13 protein-coding genes, 1 tRNA gene and 5 pseudogenes are annotated in these 18984 nt (G+C 35.6%); 7 read left to right on the top strand and 12 right to left on the bottom strand.

Annotation, left to right across the window (positions count from 1 at the left end):
• Nucleotides 1-41: 41 nt before the first annotated feature.
• Nucleotides 42-382 (top strand): annotated as a pseudogene (locus OPR52_RS04040) (transposase); the annotation flags it as partial.
• A 106-nt stretch (nucleotides 383-488) separates the two neighbouring features.
• Here OPR52_RS04040 and OPR52_RS04035 read toward each other — a convergent pair.
• From OPR52_RS04035 to murC, 7 genes and pseudogenes are all read right to left on the bottom strand, one after another.
• Nucleotides 489-575, bottom strand: a tRNA-Ser gene (locus OPR52_RS04035).
• A gap of 31 nt (nucleotides 576-606) precedes the next feature.
• Nucleotides 607-894, bottom strand: a pseudogene (locus OPR52_RS04030) (phage BR0599 family protein); the annotation flags it as partial.
• Nucleotides 895-917: 23 nt separating this feature from the next.
• A pseudogene (locus tag OPR52_RS04025) lies at nucleotides 918-1750 on the bottom strand (IS5 family transposase).
• Nucleotides 1751-1889: 139 nt separating this feature from the next.
• Nucleotides 1890-2749 (bottom strand): IS630 family transposase gene (locus OPR52_RS04020; protein ID WP_265037751.1). Its coding sequence is split into 2 segments (ribosomal slippage): nucleotides 1890-2425 and nucleotides 2425-2749, totalling 861 coding nucleotides; the frame shifts between segments, so codons are not numbered across the junction.
• A gap of 418 nt (nucleotides 2750-3167) precedes the next feature.
• On the bottom strand, nucleotides 3168-4190 hold the full coding sequence (gene cgtA / locus OPR52_RS04015) for an Obg family GTPase CgtA (protein ID WP_174515741.1): 1023 nt from the start codon (nucleotides 4188-4190) through the stop codon (nucleotides 3168-3170).
• Nucleotides 4178-5452, bottom strand: coding sequence for a phosphopyruvate hydratase (gene eno, locus OPR52_RS04010; protein ID WP_265037757.1), 1275 nt, complete (start codon nucleotides 5450-5452; stop codon nucleotides 4178-4180). The genes cgtA and eno overlap by 13 nt, the downstream gene beginning before the upstream one ends.
• Before the next feature lie 4 nt (nucleotides 5453-5456).
• Nucleotides 5457-6953 carry a UDP-N-acetylmuramate--L-alanine ligase gene (gene murC / locus OPR52_RS04005; protein ID WP_264723398.1) on the bottom strand — a complete coding sequence of 499 codons (1497 nt, stop codon included), beginning with the start codon at nucleotides 6951-6953 and terminating at the stop codon, nucleotides 5457-5459.
• A 26-nt stretch (nucleotides 6954-6979) separates the two neighbouring features.
• Between murC and OPR52_RS04000 the strand changes: the two genes are divergently transcribed.
• The 3 genes from OPR52_RS04000 to OPR52_RS03990 all read left to right on the top strand — a co-directional run bounded on the left by OPR52_RS04000 (nucleotide 6980) and on the right by OPR52_RS03990 (nucleotide 11429).
• The gene (locus OPR52_RS04000) at nucleotides 6980-7654 is read left to right on the top strand and encodes a septal ring lytic transglycosylase RlpA family protein (RefSeq protein ID WP_319803565.1); all 675 of its coding nucleotides are present in this window, start codon (nucleotides 6980-6982) and stop codon (nucleotides 7652-7654) included.
• Between the two features lie 788 nt (nucleotides 7655-8442).
• Nucleotides 8443-9807 (top strand): ankyrin repeat domain-containing protein, encoded by a 1365-nt coding sequence (locus OPR52_RS03995; RefSeq protein WP_264723400.1) that lies wholly within the window; start codon nucleotides 8443-8445, stop codon nucleotides 9805-9807.
• 119 nt (nucleotides 9808-9926) lie between these two features.
• On the top strand, nucleotides 9927-11429 hold the full coding sequence (locus OPR52_RS03990) for a type II secretion system protein GspD (protein WP_186809106.1): 1503 nt from the start codon (nucleotides 9927-9929) through the stop codon (nucleotides 11427-11429).
• 7 nt (nucleotides 11430-11436) lie between these two features.
• Here the strand turns inward: OPR52_RS03990 and OPR52_RS03985 are convergent, their stop codons facing one another.
• On the bottom strand, nucleotides 11437-12348 hold the full coding sequence (locus tag OPR52_RS03985) for an outer membrane protein (protein WP_265037754.1): 912 nt from the start codon (nucleotides 12346-12348) through the stop codon (nucleotides 11437-11439).
• 66 nt (nucleotides 12349-12414) lie between these two features.
• On the bottom strand, nucleotides 12415-13641 hold the full coding sequence (gene mtaB / locus OPR52_RS03980) for a tRNA (N(6)-L-threonylcarbamoyladenosine(37)-C(2))-methylthiotransferase MtaB (RefSeq protein WP_010082135.1): 1227 nt from the start codon (nucleotides 13639-13641) through the stop codon (nucleotides 12415-12417).
• 396 nt (nucleotides 13642-14037) lie between these two features.
• Here mtaB and gatA point away from each other — a divergent pair, with 396 nt between their 5' ends.
• From gatA to OPR52_RS03965, 3 genes are all read left to right on the top strand, one after another.
• Complete coding sequence (gene gatA, locus OPR52_RS03975) at nucleotides 14038-15507, top strand: Asp-tRNA(Asn)/Glu-tRNA(Gln) amidotransferase subunit GatA (protein ID WP_264723307.1); 1470 nt, start codon at nucleotides 14038-14040, stop codon at nucleotides 15505-15507.
• 186 nt (nucleotides 15508-15693) lie between these two features.
• A protein-coding gene (locus OPR52_RS03970; RefSeq protein ID WP_265037751.1) for an IS630 family transposase occupies nucleotides 15694-16553 on the top strand; the annotation gives its coding sequence in 2 pieces (ribosomal slippage) (nucleotides 15694-16018 and nucleotides 16018-16553; 861 coding nt in all).
• Between the two features lie 15 nt (nucleotides 16554-16568).
• A complete protein-coding gene (locus OPR52_RS03965) occupies nucleotides 16569-16715 on the top strand; it encodes a hypothetical protein (protein WP_265037749.1) in 147 nt (48 codons plus the stop codon).
• 76 nt (nucleotides 16716-16791) lie between these two features.
• Here OPR52_RS03965 and OPR52_RS03960 read toward each other — a convergent pair.
• From OPR52_RS03960 to OPR52_RS03950, 3 genes and pseudogenes are all read right to left on the bottom strand, one after another.
• A pseudogene (locus OPR52_RS03960) lies at nucleotides 16792-17040 on the bottom strand (Rpn family recombination-promoting nuclease/putative transposase); the annotation flags it as partial.
• Between the two features lie 104 nt (nucleotides 17041-17144).
• Nucleotides 17145-17351, bottom strand: a pseudogene (locus OPR52_RS03955) (PD-(D/E)XK nuclease family transposase); the annotation flags it as partial.
• Nucleotides 17352-17846: 495 nt separating this feature from the next.
• Entirely contained in the window at nucleotides 17847-18866 is a 1020-nt protein-coding gene (locus OPR52_RS03950) for an IS110 family RNA-guided transposase (RefSeq protein ID WP_265037747.1), read from the bottom strand.
• Nucleotides 18867-18984: the final 118 nt, after the last annotated feature.

Genomic DNA, 18984 nt, shown 5'->3' with positions numbered 1-18984 from the left:
CATACCTTTATTTCCTTAACTTGACGCGTATGGTCAAGAATGACAGACATAAACTCTATAAATTGTGTGATGAATGCGGCATAAAGACAAAAATTCCTCCAAAAAAACAATGCAGCAGAGCATCCAAAGTATGGCAGAGAGAAATGCTGCAATTAGACTAATAAAGTCATACAGCAAAGATGGAATGAAGAGGTGGAAAAGGCAAACAAACTACGGAAAAAGATCTTATATAGAAAGTTTTTTCTCGCGACTGAAACAAACATTCGGGTTTAATTTTCGGAACAAATCTGAAATTAATCGTGGGAAGGAACTGCTACTCAAGTGTTATTTGCTTAATCAATTTACTGACATTGGTATGGCTAAATTTGAAATGGCTACATGAATTTATCGTAAATTACCACCGCATAGTTGTAACATTGTACCATATTACAATGTTCGTACAGTTGTGTGCGCGACCGGGGGTTTTATACTATTCTAGAAGTAACATACGGAAAAGGGGGGATTCGAACCCCCGACATATTTTCATATGTGCACGCTTTCCAAGCGTGTGCTTTAGACCACTCAGCCACCTTTCCATGCTTATTCATAATATTGAAAATTGTACTGCTAAACAATATAAAAACCTGGTATATAGGGTTCACCACGAAAATTCACAGTATTGTTAAACTTGCTTCTGCAAGTTGGAAATGTTTTATCGCAACCTGCGAGTATTGAATATTTATCTCCAGCAAAAATTTGGTATGGAGGCGAAGTAAACAACGTAACTACTTTATTTTTATATTCTTTTACTACACCTTCAAACGCTATTGAGCCAAAGAATTTTACTACTCCGTGCTTATAATATTCATCACTCTCAGTTAAATTCGTGTCTTCAAATCTTCTTTCGTCTATTAGAGGTTGTCCGGAAACAAGTAAATTCAAGCATATTCCCTCTTTAACATAACCCTACTCATAGCTAGGTATATGAAATTCTCAGTGGATGTTGTGAGTAAATCATACTCCTTCGATAGCCTTCTATTCCTATTAACCCAAGCAAAAGTCCTTTCTACAACCCATCTTCTTGGCTGTACTTTAAACCCTTGTTCTCTTGTTGGTAGTAGCTCAGGTGGCGTATCTTTGTGCACCCAAAATCTACATGGAGGCCTTTTAACAATTTCAATATCTATGTCATATTCTTCCTTTATGTGATTCTTTAAATTTCTTCCTTGGTATCCCATGTCAGCCCACATTTTTTTAACTTTAGTATATTTTGTTCTCATATTGTTTAATGCTATTTTAATACCATCTCTATCATTTTCGTTAGCAGCGCCTACGTAACAACCTAGTATAAAACCCTGAGTGTCTGTAATTATATGCCTTTTTCTACCCTTTACTTTTTTACTTCCATCATAGCCTTTGATCCCCCCTTTTCTGTAGTCTTTACAGATTGACTATCTACTATACAGGCACTCGGCTGCTCATTCCTTCCTATTTTTCTTCTACTATATTTTGTAATTTCATAATTCATTTTCTCAAAAATTCCCTGCTTCTTCCATTGCCTGAACTGCTCATACACAGTCTTCCATAGCGGAAAATCATTTGGTAAATACCGCCATTGACACCCTGTACGCAATACATAGAAAATTGCTTCTAATATTTCTCTTTTGCTATACTTTGGCGGCCTTCCTCCTTTCTTGTATGATACTCTGAAGTGTTTTTCTATTCTTGCCCATTCCCTTTCGCTTAGATCTGTTGGATACTTTTTTCTCATCTTTACCCCGTACTAAAATTTCAGATATTATAGCCTTTTACTTGTTTCCGGACAACCTCTAACTGCTATAAAGTACAGGAATTATGTAGGATTTTCTGCTAGTGGCTACTATAGCATTTCTCATAATAGTCCGAACAGGTCATAGGAAGGCAGAATCAACAGCACGACGAAAGGATTCGAATAGAGGAATGTTTTTCCTGGCTCTGTTTTTTATAGCAAACCAATGATGCTCAATTTTGTTGAAATCTGGAGAATAAGGCGGCAGATACAAAATTTCTGCACCAACCCCTTTAGCAAGCTCGATAATCTTATCAGACTTATGAAAAGTAGCATTGTCAAGAATGACAGTCTGTCCAGGTTCCAAGATCGGTGTCAAAAATTGCTCAAACCATCCATTAAAAACATCCATATTACAGTGGCCTTCAAAGGTTAACGGAACAACTATCTTTCTTCCACTTAAGGCTGCAACCATACTGATTCGTTGAGTTTTCTTTCCAGATTTTAAGGCATAAAACCGCTGTCCTTTCTGGCAATATCCGTAGGGGTAGTCTTCGGTGTTATCAATGCCAGACTCATCTATATACACTAAGTTTTTAGGTTCTTTTGTCGCTATAATTTTCAAAAATTCAGCACGTTTTTCTTCGTTTCTTTCCTTGTATCCATATGTCTTTTTTTGCGCGTAAATTCAATTTTTTTAAGGGCTCGATAGATCGTTTGGATACTAACGTTGTTCCAAAGTTTAGCCATTTCCGATAGAGTCTTTCCTCCGTGTTCTCTGGCAAATTTGGCAAAGGTATCCCAGTCGGTAATTTTGTGATTGTAACCCCCATTTCCAAGTTTTTTTGATTGAAAGTCTCCTGTTTCTTTTCTTCTTTGCTGCCACTCCCATAAAGTAGTTCGTCCAATCTTAAATCTTGCTGCCACTGTTTCTCTGCTTTCTCCTTCGTCTAGCGCTTCCATTGCTTTTTTTCTTAAATCATAACTATATGCTGCTGGCATTCAACCTCCTTATCATCATCTACCCTTATCCTATCACATCCGGACTTTTATGGAAAGAGCTATATCTTGCATGGTAGATGTACAACTGTACGAACATTGTCTAGCAGGAGGGTGTCATCCCAGCGCCCCTATGATGTCATCCCAGTGCTTGACACTTGGATCCAGAAATTTTATTAAGTTGGTAAGCATAAAAGTAGCCGTTTTATGTTAAAATACAACGTTTTGATGATTATGAAAAGGCTGGATCCCAGTGTCTGGGCACTGGGATGACACCATCTGCCACGCAAATTGCCTGCAAATTGCAATGTTCGTACAGTTGTGTGGTAGATGCAAGTAGCTGACACTGGGATTTGTTGTGTTTAACAAAAACAAATGTTCGTACAAATATATTCTAGTTATATGATAAAATAAATGAAATTCACATCTTAAAAGGATCATATACATCGATTTCCTTAGAATTACTCTTTTTCAATTTTTCACTTAATAATCTTAAAATAGGCTGTAAATCACCATTAATTGATAAGCACAGCACTTCTTTATTGAGATAATTAGCTAGGTGATTCTTCTTTTCCAGAATTTCTGCTTCCCTCAATAAGTCGCATTTGTTTAATACTACAATCTCTTCTTTTTCAACAAGATCACTATTGTAAAGTTCCAATTCATTATGGATACAACTATAAGCCGAAACAACGTCATCGTGAGTTACATCGATTAAATGAAGTAAAATTTGACACCTTTCTATGTGCTTTAAAAATTTATGCCCGAGCCCAACTCCAAGGTGAGCATCAGTAATTATTCCAGGAATATCTGCTATTACAACTTCGCTATCATCCACTTTTACCATGCCTAAATGAGGTCTTACGGTGGTAAATGGATAATCGCCTACTTTTGTATCGGAATTTGAGCAGCGAGTCAAAAATTTTGATTTACCTGCGTTTGGCATGCCAATAATTCCAACATCTGATAAAACTTTTAGTTTTAATAATACATGTTTTTCTTCGCCAGGCTGACCGTAAGTAAAATGTCTTGGTGCCTTATTAGTAGAAGATTTAAAATTAGTATTTCCAAGTCCACCTTTTCCACCCTGTGCTACTTGAAATTCCATACCAGGCTTGTCAAGGTCTACTATTATCTCTTCACTTTCTTCATCAATTATTTGTGCACCGACTGGAACTTTAAGTATAACGTCTTTCCCTGCTGTGCCAGATCTATCCCTGCCTGCACCATTTTTTCCACTATCTGCTTTAATGTGTCTTCTATAACGAAAATGAAGCAAAGTGTTGAGATTAGCGTCGCTGATGAAAACTATGTTTCCACCCTTTCCTCCATTACCACCATTTGGACCACCAAATTCAACGAACTTTTCTCGACGAAAACTTGCACAGCCATCACCACCGTCACCAGCTTTTAAACACAATTTTACTTCGTCTATAAAACCCATGCTAACCCACGATAATATTTAGCATCCTTTCCTAATGTGCTTTCTATTCTGATTAGCTCGTTATACTTCGCGAGTCTATCAGAACGCGATAGCGACCCGGTTTTTATTTGCCCGCAATTTGATGCAACTGCTATGTGGGATATTGTTGTGTCTTCTGTTTCACCTGAGCGATGAGAAATAACAGCTTTATAGCCATTTGATTTTGCCATTTCAATAGCAGCAAAAGTTTCTGTTAACGTCCCTATTTGATTTGGCTTGATCAGTACAGCATTTGCCATTTTTTCCTCTATTCCTTTGCATATCAGTTCACAATTTGTAACAAACAAATCATCCCCAACCAATTGAATTTTACTCCCCAATTTTGCAGTAAGTAATTTCCAACCTTCATAGTCGTCTTCACTCATTGCATCTTCTATAGAAATTATTGGATATCTTTCCACAAGATTACAATAATATTCAGTCAACTCTTCTGAAGTAAGATCTCTGTGTTCAAATTTGTAAATTCCATCTTCATAAAAAGTAGATGAAGCAACATCAAGGCCTAGTGCAAAATCACTTTGCGCTGAATAACCTGCTGATTCTATAGCGTATATGATCAAATCAAGTGCTTCTTCAGTACTTTCAATATTTGGTGCAAAACCACCTTCATCCCCTACATTTGTGCTATAACCTTTTTTCTTAAGAATGCTACGTAAGTTGTGGAATACCTCCGCAGATATTCTAATCGCTTCGCTGAAAGTCTCAGCACCGACCGGAAGAATCATGAATTCTTGGAAATCGAGCTTATTGTCTGCATGTACTCCACCATTAATTATGTTAATGAGTGGAACCGGCATAACACTCGTCTGCTTTCCTCCCAAATATCTATATAGCGGCATTTTGAAACTGTTTGCTGCTGCTTTTGCAACTGCAAGAGACACACCCAAAGTTGCATTTGCTCCAAGTTTTGATTTGTTTTTTGTTCCATCCAGTTCAATTAATGCTTTATCAATTGCATTTTGGTCCGCTGCATTCATTCCAATGATTTCATCTGCTATTATCCCATTTACAGCTTGAACAGCTTTCAGCACTCCCTTACCACAATACCTTTTCTCATCTTGGTCCCTGAGTTCCAAGGCTTCTAATTTACCGGTTGAAGCTCCAGAAGGTACAGATGCCCTGCCTATTGCACCATCACAGAGCTCAATTTCTACCTCAATAGTGGGGTAACCCCTGCTATCTAAAATTTCTCTTGCAAATACGTTATTGATTATCTTATTCATTACATTAAACCTTAACTTCCGCAATAAGTGCTGCAGTTTCCTTTGCCAATTTAGCTATATTACTACCAGCACCAATAAATAATACTATATCACTTGGACTTGTCGAATCACTAATAAAATGTGAAATGAGCAAAGCATCATTCATAATTTTTGTGTTATTAAATCCATTACTGATTAAAGCTTTTTGTATATCATCAATCCCACAACCAGGAATAGGCTTGTCTTCTGGGGGATGAACAGGAGTGAGGATGACATAATCAAACATCATGAAAATTCGTATGAATTCATCAAAAAAATTACGAATGCGGGCAAAACGAAGTGGTTCGATAATTCCTATTACTTTTCCTTTAGTAATCGAACGTGCAGCCGTTAAAGTTGCATATATTTCATTTGGATGATGGGCATAATCCTCAATTAACTTAACACCTTTAATATCGGCAATCAAAGAGAATCTTCTTGCTACTCCTTGAAATTCCAAAAGGCCTTTTTTAATATCTGCATCGCTAATTCCGAGCTTTATCGCAACTGATATTGCAGCTAGGGCGTTGCTTACTTTGTGAATTCCAATTGCATTTGATAGTACTATGTTTTTTAAAGGGCTGGATCCCAGTGTCACGCACTGGGATGACATCTCTGTACACTTTCCTTTTGTCATTCCAGCACGTAATGCTGGAATCCAGTTGTTCAACACATCAAATTCTATGCTGTTAGCATGCTGTTTAATGTTGCTGGCTCTTATGCTACCATTCTCAAACCCAAACGTTATAGAATTACCCGCATCATAATCGATGTCTACAGAATCAGGTAAAACTGCAGAACCTGCATTATTCACGAATTGGGAAAATGCATTTTTGATATTATCAAATGTGCCGTAATAATCTATGTGGTCATTGTTGATACTTGTTATGACAGCAATCTTTGCAGGGATTTTTAGCATAGTTCCATCAGACTCATCAGCCTCGATCAGAAAAGTGTCACTCCCTCCAAGTTTGAAGTTGCTCTTATAGGAATTTAATATCCCTCCTACAGTTACAGTCGCATCAATGCCAGAATGATCAAAAATGGAAGCAATCATAGCGGTTGTTGTTGTCTTTCCGCTTGAACCTGAAACCGCTATCACATATTTATCTCTTAAAAGTTCAGCAAGCATGTCTGATCTATGCAAAACGATTTTATTGTTATTTTTTGCCGCAATTAACTCCACATTATCAGATTCTATCGCAGAAGAATATACAACTATTTGAGCTTGGCTTATATTATCAGCATTGTGACCAATGTAAACTTCTATACCCAGCTTTTGTAATCTATCTACATTGTTGTTTGACTGCGCATCACTGCCTTGAACTTTGTAATTGGAATTGTGAAGAATTTCAGCAATGGCACTCATTCCGATTCCACCTATACCAATAATATGTATTATTCCTTCTTGAGTTTTGTTAATATTTAGCAGTAGATGTTTACTCATTACTAAATTTATTATAGTATAATTTAAAATCCTCATAGTATCGAACCCTCTTACCGAATACAATGATAAAAAACCTAACCTTTCTATGCCTAATATTTGTTTTGATAAGTAGCTGCAGTGTTAGCAACAGGTTTAACTGCACTGCAGGTCATTATAAAATTGGCAGCAGCTACACAATAAATGGTATAACTTATTATCCAAAAAACTGTAAACACTATGAAGAGATAGGGATAGCATCGTGGTATGGAATAGAAGATCATGGCACACTTACAGCAAATGGTGAAGCGTTTAACCGTCACTTGATCTCTGCAGCGCATAAGACTTTGCCCTTACCCTGCTTTGTTCTTGTCACTAATTTAGAAAATGGAAGAAAGCTTGTTACAAGGGTTAACGATAGAGGGCCTTTTATTGAAGGCAGAATAATAGACTTATCAGAAAAAGCAGCTCAAGTCTTAGGATTTCATAAATCTGGGCTTGCAAAAGTAAAAGTTCAATACCTAAGAAAGATGTCAGAACAATTGATACAAAATACTCCTCATTACAGAAAGCAATATGAAAAAGAAATGCAGAAACGTCATCCGAAACAAGACAGTGCAGAAAGTAAGGGATATGTTGCATTTTTTAAAAGTGCTCAGGCTGCTAAATCAGCTGCATCAAAGCTTCGCAATCAAGGAATAAAAAATGTTAGATTGCTTTTTAAGAACGATCAATATTGCGTGAAAGTGAGTTATAGGTAGTGGTGAGTGCAGAATTTGAAAGATTTGGTTAATGTAAGGAACGCTGGCTAACTATTGTAAGTTAAAAATGTGATATAAAAAAGATATCAACAATTTATAGCTATACCACCGCGATATCTCTTAGCCGCTAACACGTAGCGGAATGACGAGCTTATCGTCACGCCACCGCTAACCGTCATACCGCGATTTATTCGCGGTATCTCAGCCGCTAACAAGTAGCGAAATGACAGCAATCCTACGTCATGCCGCCGCTAACCGTCATACCGCGATTCATTCGCGGTATCTCAGCCGCTAACAAGTAGCGGGATACTTGACCTTTACAGGAATGACAGTTGTCGTTTAGCTATAAACATTAAGAAATTTACCAAATGAAAAAAAAGGCAAAGAACCCCTAGGGTAGCTAGTATTCAAATTCTCCCTTGTCTATTTGACGTCTTTTACTGTCTTAAACACTTTATAAGCGCGTTTCGGCTTGTATAGGTAGAAACCTAAAAGTTTTATAAAGACATGAGGTGCACATAGTGCAAAAAATTAAGCATGATTTACGCCAAATACATTAAGTTTTTTGTCATTAATCCACTGCAGAGATTGCGAAGATAAATAAATAGCTTCAGTTTCATGATAAGAGGGCTGGCGGAGTTTGTCAAGTAAGTTTTTCGTTTCATCCAATGCGCTGCCAAAAGTTTGTTATGCAAGAATGCACTAGCCATTTCTCACAGATTCATTTAAACTTAATCAAGTAGGAGTATTATTAACGCGAAAAGAGTTTAATTAGAGATTTAAGTGATATGGCGCGTGAGGAAGATATAAACCAATTAGTAGAAAATGGATTTGATATTAACTCAAAAGATGCAAGTGGAATCACTCTCTTGCATAAGTTCACAAAAGAAGGCGATTTAGTTGGAGTAAAGTCATTACTAGAGCACGAAGCTGATTTCAATGTCGTAGACAACGAAAATAGAAACCCTCTGCATTACGCCATTATGCATGGACACAAGAAAGTTGCTAAACTTTTTGTTAACCAACTGACAATTAATTCCAAGGATAAAAATGGATTCACTCCACTGCACCTTGCTGCACTACAAGATGACACGGAATTAATAGATTTTTTGATAACAAAAGGCGCAAAAATTAATGAAAAAGATGTCAAAGAGGGCTATACTCCTCTTCATATAGCTTCACTATACGGTTCTAAAAAAAGTGTTCAAATTTTAATTGATAGCGGAGCAAATCTTGAATGTGAAGATAACAATTTTCGTACTCCTTTGTTTTTAACCATTTATCAATGCACCGCACATTATGACAGCAGAGCAGAAATTATAGAATATCTGATAAAGAAAGGTGCAAATATAGAAGCCAAAGATGCAGAAAATAACACTACACTTTTCCTAGCAGCGTATAACAACAAAATGCAAATAGTAAAGCTTATTGCAAAAAAACAGCAAGCAAGTAACGATAAAATTAAACTTAAAGAGTTTTTTTGCACAAAAAATAACCATGGTTTTGATGCATTAGATTGCGCTATTGAGCATAATAATAGAAAAATGGTAACATTTCTTGTATCAAAAGGAATAGATGCAAATGATCAAGATTTTAATGGCAACGCCAGGCTGCATAAAGCTAGCCATAATGGTAACACTAAAACAGTTAAGCTCTTATTGAGGCTTAAGGTAAACATTAATGCTGTTACTAAATGTAACAGAACTCCCTTGCTACTCGCAGTTAAAAAAGGCCATACACAAATTGTGAAAATGTTATTGGAAGTTAGAGCCAATATGAACATTTGTGAGCAACAAGGTTTTGCACCTCTACATCTTGCTGTTCAAAAGGATTATTTTGATATAGCTCAGTTGTTAACAGAAAAAGGTGCAGACCTTAACATTAAGTGCAATAACGGTCATACCGCAATAGATATGTTCATTAGCAAGGCTCATAGCAAAAAAAACATCGAAGAAAATTACAAAAAATTTTGTAGATTTTTGATGCTTTACCTGAAAGAGCTACATAGTAAACACAAAGCCTGTTGTATACTTTCAACCCTAGCTCTAAGCTTAACAATTATAGGCTTACCATTTATTTTCAAGCCTATTATTAAATACAGAGAAAGAAGTAAAATATATAAAAAAATTAGGGCTATGCTGGTCTACATTTAAGTACAAGAAGAGTATACAAAAAATACATAGCCAAAGCTAATACACGACAATTATCTGCTCGATGAAAATGAGATTAAATACATTTTTAATATTTTTATAGAAATCTATTAGTATAGATTTTGTATGCTGTTCTAATGGCTATTTTTAAATGCTTAATACTCCTCTTCATTATTTCTTGCACACATCTACCTACCAAGCAATATCCTATTAACATAGACAATTATAAGCACGATTATCCGTTGCAACAATATAACACCTCTTTGGAGATTAATGAACCGGCAATACCAGAAATTATGCCTTTACCAATAGAGTTTCCCGATCTCACAATCAGTAATCAGCTTATTTCTATTAATGTTAGTGAAGAAGTATCAGTAAAGGATTTGCTGATTGAGATAGGAAAACTTTCTGACGTTAACTTGGATATGGACCCAAAAATATCAGGTAATATTATTTTAAAGCTAAAAGATAAGGATATAAACGAAGTAATTCAGAGTATAGCAAATAGCGCCAAACTGCGTTACTCAACAAGTAATGGTGTAATTAGAATTGAGCAGGACTTGCCATACGCACAAAATTATTACGTAGACTTCATCAATATTCAACATTCTGCTCAAAGCAGTTTCGTTATTAATAACAATATTACTAACAGTGATGGAAGTAACGTTGATAGGGACTATAACAATGTTATGAAGTCTCAATACAGTAGTGACTTATGGAATTCATTAGAAAAAGGCTTGAATGCAATAATGGATGTTAACGGGGTGGATGATGGCGAATTCCTTTCATCCAACAGAGAAGCTGGTGTTATTATTTTGAATGCTAGAAAAGATGTCCACAAAGCTGTTGAAGAATATATTAATAAGGTTAAGAAGTTAGCGTCTTCTCAAGTAATGATAGAGGCAAAAATAGTTGAAGTTGTGCTAGATGACAAATACCTTTCTGGTATGAACTTAAATGACTTACAAGATGGAACTAAGTCTATAATAAATCAAGATAACTCCATTATTAACCTAGCAATGAACTTTGGTGCGAATGATCTAGGAGATTTAGTAAAAAATTTAGACAAATTTGGCACTTCAACTGTAATTTCAAGCCCCAGAGTACATGCTATAAATAATCAGCAAGCAATGATTTCATTTACTAAAAACCATATTTATTTTACCTCCGATATACAAAAAGATACTAGAAACTCTAATCAGACCTTAATTACCAAGATGAATAGCGTCCCAATAGGTGTTGTGCTAATAATCCACCCAAGCATTAACATTGATACTAGTGAAATATTCATGGATATACATCCAACTTTATCAAGAATTAACGGCTACACTAAAGATCCAGATATAGAGTACGTCGCACAGCAGAGTAAAATGAAATTAAATAGCGACATTCCAATTGTTGAAATCAGAGAAATGAACTCTATGTTAAAAATTAAGAGCGGTGAAATTATGGTAATCGGCGGGCTTATAGAACATAGAGAAGATAAGCAAAGCTTATTGCATCAGAAATCAAAAAGGCTAGCGAATAATATTAGAACAGTAGAAACTGTCATTTTTTTAAAAGCAACAATCGTACCAACATTTGGTTTGTTAGATAGAAAAGATAAGAATTTATATATATATTAAATTATCACTAAAAATTAAATATCAAACCAACTTCAATATTGCGAGTAGATATGTCATCTGCAACAGGTATCGGAACGCTAAAGTAACGATAGCCGAGAAAGGTTTTGATTTTTGGGATTATTGAATAATCAACACCAAGTTTTATTTGATAAGCAAACCAAGGAACATTCAGTGGCATTGAATTTTGGGGTGACCCATTAATCCTTTTTAATCTAAAAACTGTTGGTCCTATACCAAGACCGATGTACGGAGCAAATTGTGTATCCTGAACGCTGGGATTATAATAGAAGTTTAACAAAAACGCAAATATACTTGCTGATTTATCAAATACCGGAGGAGAATTACTATCTTCAATATTGGCTATAGAATACGCGGCTTCAAAATCAATTTTACCATTTTCTCCAGCATAGTAACCTAAAGACATGCTGCTAAACCACTGGAAATCAATTTTACCATCAAATTGCTGTATACTTTTAATTTCATCTGCCACTATATTTTTTATTATAAAACCATAATGACTTTCAACTAAAGTTAGGACTCTCTCCCCTATTGCCTTTATACCCTTTACAAATATTTCTGAATTATCATGGTATACCTTACCACCGTTAGCGCTAACATAAAAATCAAGTTTTTTTGATTTTTCTTTTGTAGGCTCAGCTTGATCTGCAATACGTGACCACATATTTTTCTGATCAGCTACTTGGAAAACAGAAGGTGGACTACTTTCAAGTTCTTGATATTTTATTGGTATTTCTTTTGCAGTAACCTCCTCAGAACGTATCACACTTTTATTATTGTCTGTTTCTAATTTTAAGGGTTGTACTTGCTCAATGTGTGTATCATTACTAATATAAGTAATAAAAAAATAGACACATGAAATGAAAATCAAAAATAAAGTAATAGATATTCTAGTTATCATAAATGAATTCACAATTATCATTTACAGTATAATTACTATATCGTATATTTCTTCAATGTACAAAAATTAAGAAAAAATATTTCCAATTAGATAATTATTTTCCACTCCTTTAACATTAACTTTCACAATACTCTTGGCTTGAGCTTTTGATTCAAGCTTTATTAATGCAAAATTTTCTGCTCTACCGACATTATTTTGCTCAACCAGAACACTTTGCTTAGTGTTGATCAAGGATTGACAAAAACTGCTCATAATTTCTTTATTTACTTCTCTTAAATTTTTTACTCGTTCTTTACGCACATTCTCTGGTACTTGTGGCATTCGTGCAGCAGGTGTATTTTTCCGCTCTGAATATGGAAAAGCATGTAGGTAAACTATATTTGTTTTTTTCAGTAAATCAACTGTATCCTGAAACATTTCATCAGTTTCTGTTGGAAATCCAGCAATAATATCAGCGCCAAATGCTATATTAGGCCTCAAGCTCTTCATTTTATGACAAAATTCTATCACTTGTTCTCTGTTGTGACGACGCTTCATTCTCTTTAGTATTAAATTATTACCAGATTGTAGACTCAAATGTAAATGAGGCATAAGTCTTGACTCATTAGCTATTAAATCCATTAATTCGTCGTCAACTTCAGCAACATCGATAGAGGAAAGTCTTAGCCTCTTCAACTCTGGTATATCCTTTAAAACTCTCCTAATCATTGAACCAAGTGATGGCTTACCCAACAAATCTGTACCAAAGTCAGTAATATCAACCCCTGTAAACACTACTTCTTGATATCCATTTTCTACAAAGATCCTGATTTGCTCTATAATACTGTTTATTGGCACAGATCGATTATTCCCTCTTGCCTCAGTAATTGAACAAAATGTGCAGCTATGATTACAACCATTTTGAATTTCAATAAATGCCCTTGACTTATCTTCAAATCCATTAATTAGAACAGGTTCTACTTGGTTATCACTGACCAAGATTTTATCGTCATTTAGTAAGTAATTTTCAGCTTTTAGCTTATCTTGATTACCGAGCACTTTACTTACACCAGGAATGCTACTGTAAACTTCTGGATCCAACTGAACAGCACAACCAACTACGATAATTTCTTTATTTGGATCATTTTTGTAAATCTTACGTATCTTTTGCTTTACCTGACGTTCTGCTTCGTTTGTCACTGCACAGCTATGCACCACAACAACATTTTCTCTCTTTGCTTTTTTTAATGCTTCTTTGATTAACTCGCTCTCGTAAAAATTTAGACGACAACCAAATGTTATCACTTCATTCATGTTAGTATTTTTTGCTTTAATAGACCTAAATTATATCAAATATCCAAGCAAAGTCTCTTGCATGACTATTTTTTTGTAAATAAATGCTATGCAAGCAGCAGACACTTGTATCTGGGATCTCAACGATTTTCACTCAGACACAGTATCACTCCTTTGCTTATTATAGTCTTTTGACCTTTTTAAGATACAATCCGGATTGGATACTGAGTTGGTGAGTATAAAAGTATAGCTTCTACGTCATACCGCTGCGGTATCTCTTAGCCGCTAACAAGTAGCGGGATGACGATTGTCGGTGAATCTAAGTTACCTTAGCTACATTTCTAGCTGTAACTATAAATGTATGGATTTTTTATCGTGCCATGTTATAATTAACGTCTTGCTAAAAATTAAATATTGATGAATGAACTAAGAAAGTTAAGTATTACACAAATGCATGACGGGCTCAAAAAAAAGAGTTTTTCTGCCGTTGAACTCGTAGAGGCGCACATCAGTGCGGTTGAAAATGAGAAATTAAATGCATTTATAACAAAAACCCCAGAGATAGCAATGAAAGCTGCTAAAGCTGCAGATGAACATTTCTCTAGGCAAAAGGATGATTTAATCTCGCCGCTCATGGGTGTACCAGTTGGCATCAAAGATCTATTCTGTACAAAAGGAATAAAAACAACAGCATGCTCAAAAATGCTGGAAAATTTCGTTCCGACTTACGAATCTACGGTGTCTGACTTGCTTTTAAAAAGTGGAGCAGCCATGCTCGGTAAGCTTAATATGGATGAATTTGCTATGGGTTCTGCGAACACAAATAGCTATTTTGGCCCTGTTGAAAATGTGTGGATTAGAAAAAGCGATGGGGAAAAAGTTGTTCCTGGTGGATCATCTGGTGGATCTGCAGCATCGGTTGCTGAATTTTTATGCGCTGGAGCGTTAGGGAGCGACACCGGTGGATCTGTACGCCAACCAGCAGCTTATTGTGGAGTAGTTGGAATAAAGCCAACTTATGGAAGATGCTCGCGTTTTGGTATGATTGCATTTGCGAGTTCTCTGGATCAAGCAGGAGTCATTACTCGTTCTGTCTCTGATTCAGCATTAATGCTGGAAGCAATTTGTGGCTATGATACAAAAGATTCAATATCGAGCGAAAAGCCAGTGCCTAAATTTTCTAGCTTTATAAATGGTGATGTCAAGGGTAAGTGTATTGGTATACCAAAAGAATATAGGATGGATGGAATTTCAGAGGAAATAGTTCATAATTGGGAAAGAGTTGCTTCCTATTTAAAAGAAAATGGCGCTGAAGTTGTTGACATTACTCTGCCACATACTAAATATGCAATACCAGTCTATTATTTAATCTGTTCTGCTGAAACTTCATCCAATCTTGCTCGTTACGATGGTGTGCGTTATGGATTAAGGGTTGATGCTGATACCCTTGAAGAAATGTATTCACTAACAAGAGCAGAAGGTTTTGGTAAAGAGGTGAAAAGAAGAATTTTAATTGGCGCTTATGCGCTTTCTTCAGGTCATTATAATGAATATTACGAAAAAGCGCAGTGCATTAGGGCATTAATCAGAAATGATTTTATAAAAGCGTTTGAAAAAATAGATTACATACTTGTGCCATCTGCTCCAACAGAAGCTTTTGGCTTAAATGAAAAGCCAGATCCGCTAATTATGTGCATCAATGATGTGTTTACTGTGCCGGCAAGTCTGGCAGGATTGCCTGCTATTTCTGTTCCTGTTGGGCTCTCCAATGAGGGTTTACCACTTGCCTTGCAAGTGATTGGAAATTATTATGATGAAGCTGGAATATTAAATGTGGCAAGTGTGATAGAGCAAAATTGCGGCAGAATAATTAGACCTCTTGCATAATCTATTTTTTGATAGTAATTTTTGCATTAAAATTTGCTTACGCTCCTCAACGTACTCTATGGTTCCATTTTTAGATGAATAGCAAAAACAGGGTATATTAATCTGTTTACAAAATTTTCGTGTATAGCTCTTTCCATAAAAGTCCGGATGTGATAGGATAAGGGTAGATGATGATAAGGAGGTTGAATGCCAGCAGCATATAGTTATGATTTAAGAAAAAAAGCAATGGAAGCGCTAGACGAAGGAGAAAGCAGAGAAACAGTGGCAGCAAGATTTAAGATTGGACGAACTACTTTATGGGAGTGGCAGCAAAGAAGAAAAGAAACAGGAGACTTTCAATCAAAAAAACTTGGAAATGGGGGTTACAATCACAAAATTACCGACTGGGATACCTTTGCCAAATTTGCCAGAGAACACGGAGGAAAGACTCTATCGGAAATGGCTAAACTTTGGAACAACGTTAGTATCCAAACGATCTATCGAGCCCTTAAAAAAATTGAATTTACGCGCAAAAAAAGACATATGGATACAAGGAAAGAAACGAAGAAAAACGTGCTGAATTTTTGAAAATTATAGCGACAAAAGAACCTAAAAACTTAGTGTATATAGATGAGTCTGGCATTGATAACACCGAAGACTACCCCTACGGATATTGCCAGAAAGGACAGCGGTTTTATGCCTTAAAATCTGGAAAGAAAACTCAACGAATCAGTATGGTTGCAGCCTTAAGTGGAAGAAAGATAGTTGTTCCGTTAACCTTTGAAGGCCACTGTAATATGGATGTTTTTAATGGATGGTTTGAGCAATTTTTGACACCGATCTTGGAACCTGGACAGACTGTCATTCTTGACAATGCTACTTTTCATAAGTCTGATAAGATTATCGAGCTTGCTAAAGGGGTTGGTGCAGAAATTTTGTATCTGCCGCCTTATTCTCCAGATTTCAACAAAATTGAGCATCATTGGTTTGCTATAAAAAACAGAGCCAGGAAAAACATTCCTCTATTCGAATCCTTTCGTCGTGCTGTTGATTCTGCCTTCCTATGACCTGTTCGGACTATTATGAGAAATGCTATAGCAGTGGTTGTGGGAATTGTTGGATTAGCTTGTGTGAGTTATGCGTTGTATGATGTCCTAAAGCCGAATACGACGCTAGAGAAAGTAGAAAGTGTGGAGCAGCCTATTCAGTCTTCTTTGAATCTAACATAAAAGGCTATGCTCAAAAAACTATAAGCGTCAAGTAAATTTCAAATAAGGTAATTTCTTTAGAAGAATCTATAAGTTATTAAACTTTCTGCAATTCTTTTATCTCACTTATAGAAAGACCAGTAAACTTGATAATAGTGTCAATATCAACATTATTAGCCAGCATTGTTTTTGCTACTTCAACTTTTCCTTCAATTTTTCCTTCCTCTTTACCAATTTTTTTGCCTTGTTCAGTAGCATCATCGAGTCTTTGAGCGAGGACAGCCTGTTCATCAAGAATACGTTTTATTTCCTGTTCGTAGGCAATAAATTCTTTCTCTGACCAGTTATAGCCTTTCTTATAATAGTCCGAATGCGATAAGATATGTGTTTATGGCTATAGCAGGCCAGTAGCATATTACGGTCTGTTCGGATTATTGTAAAAAGAGCTATAAATCTATTTAGCTCTTCATAGGCTTTTTTGATTATAAAATCACTCCCTATTATTTTTTCCAGCTCCTCTTCACTGGTTTCCTCTGCATACCTAAAGAAATAGACCCACTTTTCAACTATATTCTCCAACTGATCTTCCTTAGTTTTTGGAAATTTTGGCAATTCAATAAATATAAAGTAGAAATCTTTTAAATCATGTTCATTAGTTCTCTAATTGCATGAAAGTCAATAATAATTTTTTGTATCATGAAAAATATTTTTTGATGTAAAATTCAGCTCTAATACAACCTTTTATTTACTATCGTATTATCTTATTCAATCAAAAGGGGTTTTATTGGCAATAAAAACACCAGCACTAAATTTCTAATTAATCCCTTTTAAATTATGCAGCCAATGAATATGTGGATAAATACGCCACACACATTTAAAGTATTTATCCACATATTCATTAAGCTTATAAAAACTAAGGTATCATTCTTTCCCTCCATAGTCTTAATATAAGTTAAAATAGCATGCTTCCATGGTTCTCTCCGCGGTCTGATATGGCTAATTTGTATTTTAGCCAAGCCGCACTATACTTGTTAGGCGGAAGTGGACGGCAACATGTGTCTTACGAAGTCTATGCTTCAACCTAGGATCTTGCTTATCCCTTCCATCGGCATTGCTATCTTTACTTTACATCAAATTATCTACTTTTTGCATTTATTGATAACAAAATTCTGTTTTACTAACCAATATCCTATGCATAATTACAGACAACTTCCGCGCTACGGCAACAATTGCTTTCTTCATACCCTTCTTTTTTGCAAGCCTCAATCCCCAGCTTCTCAATTTAAATTTCCTTTTACATTTTACCAGTAAGACTTGTGCTGCTTCGTACAACACATTCCTACATTCTACTGGTCCCATTTTTGATATACTTCCATGCCGATCAATCTCTCCAGAAGCGTACTGTCTTGGGCTCAATCCCATATAGGCTCCAACTGCATAAGATGTTTCAAACCTATATGCATCATCTATCGCAGCTTTGTATGTCATTGCTACTATAATACCAACTCCTGGAACAGTAGTTAATAATTTACAATCCTCATCTTTTTTACCTTGCTCTGAGAGCATTTTGTCAAGTTTTCTTATCGATTCTTCTATTGTTTCTAAGCTATGTACTAATACTTCAATTGAGTTCTTGCTAATTTCATCTAGCTCATTAATTATTTCTTGCACTTTTAAAACGAAACTTGTAGATCTGGCACGCTGATCAATTTTTATCCCGTATATTTTTAATAATCCTCTTATTGTTCCCTCAATTTTCCCTCTGCTACGTGTTAATTGTCTTCTGCTTCCAAGCATTATTTTAATCTGACAAGCTTCATCTGACTTTACTAATACCTCTTTAAATAGCCCAACTCTCATCATTTGTGCTATACCTCTTGCATCATTTTTATCATTCTTATTGATTCTTGCAGACAATGCTGCTGCCATATGCCTTGCATCTACACAAGTTACTGGCAATCCAAATCTCCTCAATTCTTTGCACATTGATATTGATAGTTGTCCACTTTCTATCCCTATTGCTTCATATTTTTTGCTTTGACTAAGCAAATACTCCGCTATTGTACTGCTTTCACTTACAATAACTTCTTCTTTAACAATTTTTCCTTTCTCATCAATGATACTGATAAAAGTTTCCTTGAGTGAGACATCTAATCCACTATAATATTTCATGAGGCTGCTCCTACTGTAAAAGTTTAAATTATTTTTGAAGAACTAATTCTATTGAACTTGTTACTTCGTGCTAAAATAATGGAGTATGTCTCTCCATCATTCAATAGCAATTACAGTA

The sequence above is a fragment of the Wolbachia endosymbiont (group A) of Hylaeus communis genome, assembly GCF_947251915.1.
Classification (GTDB): Bacteria; Pseudomonadota; Alphaproteobacteria; order Rickettsiales; family Anaplasmataceae; genus Wolbachia; species Wolbachia pipientis.
Note: the sequence above shows the minus strand (reverse complement) of the source record. Positions and strands in the feature narration are given on the sequence as shown.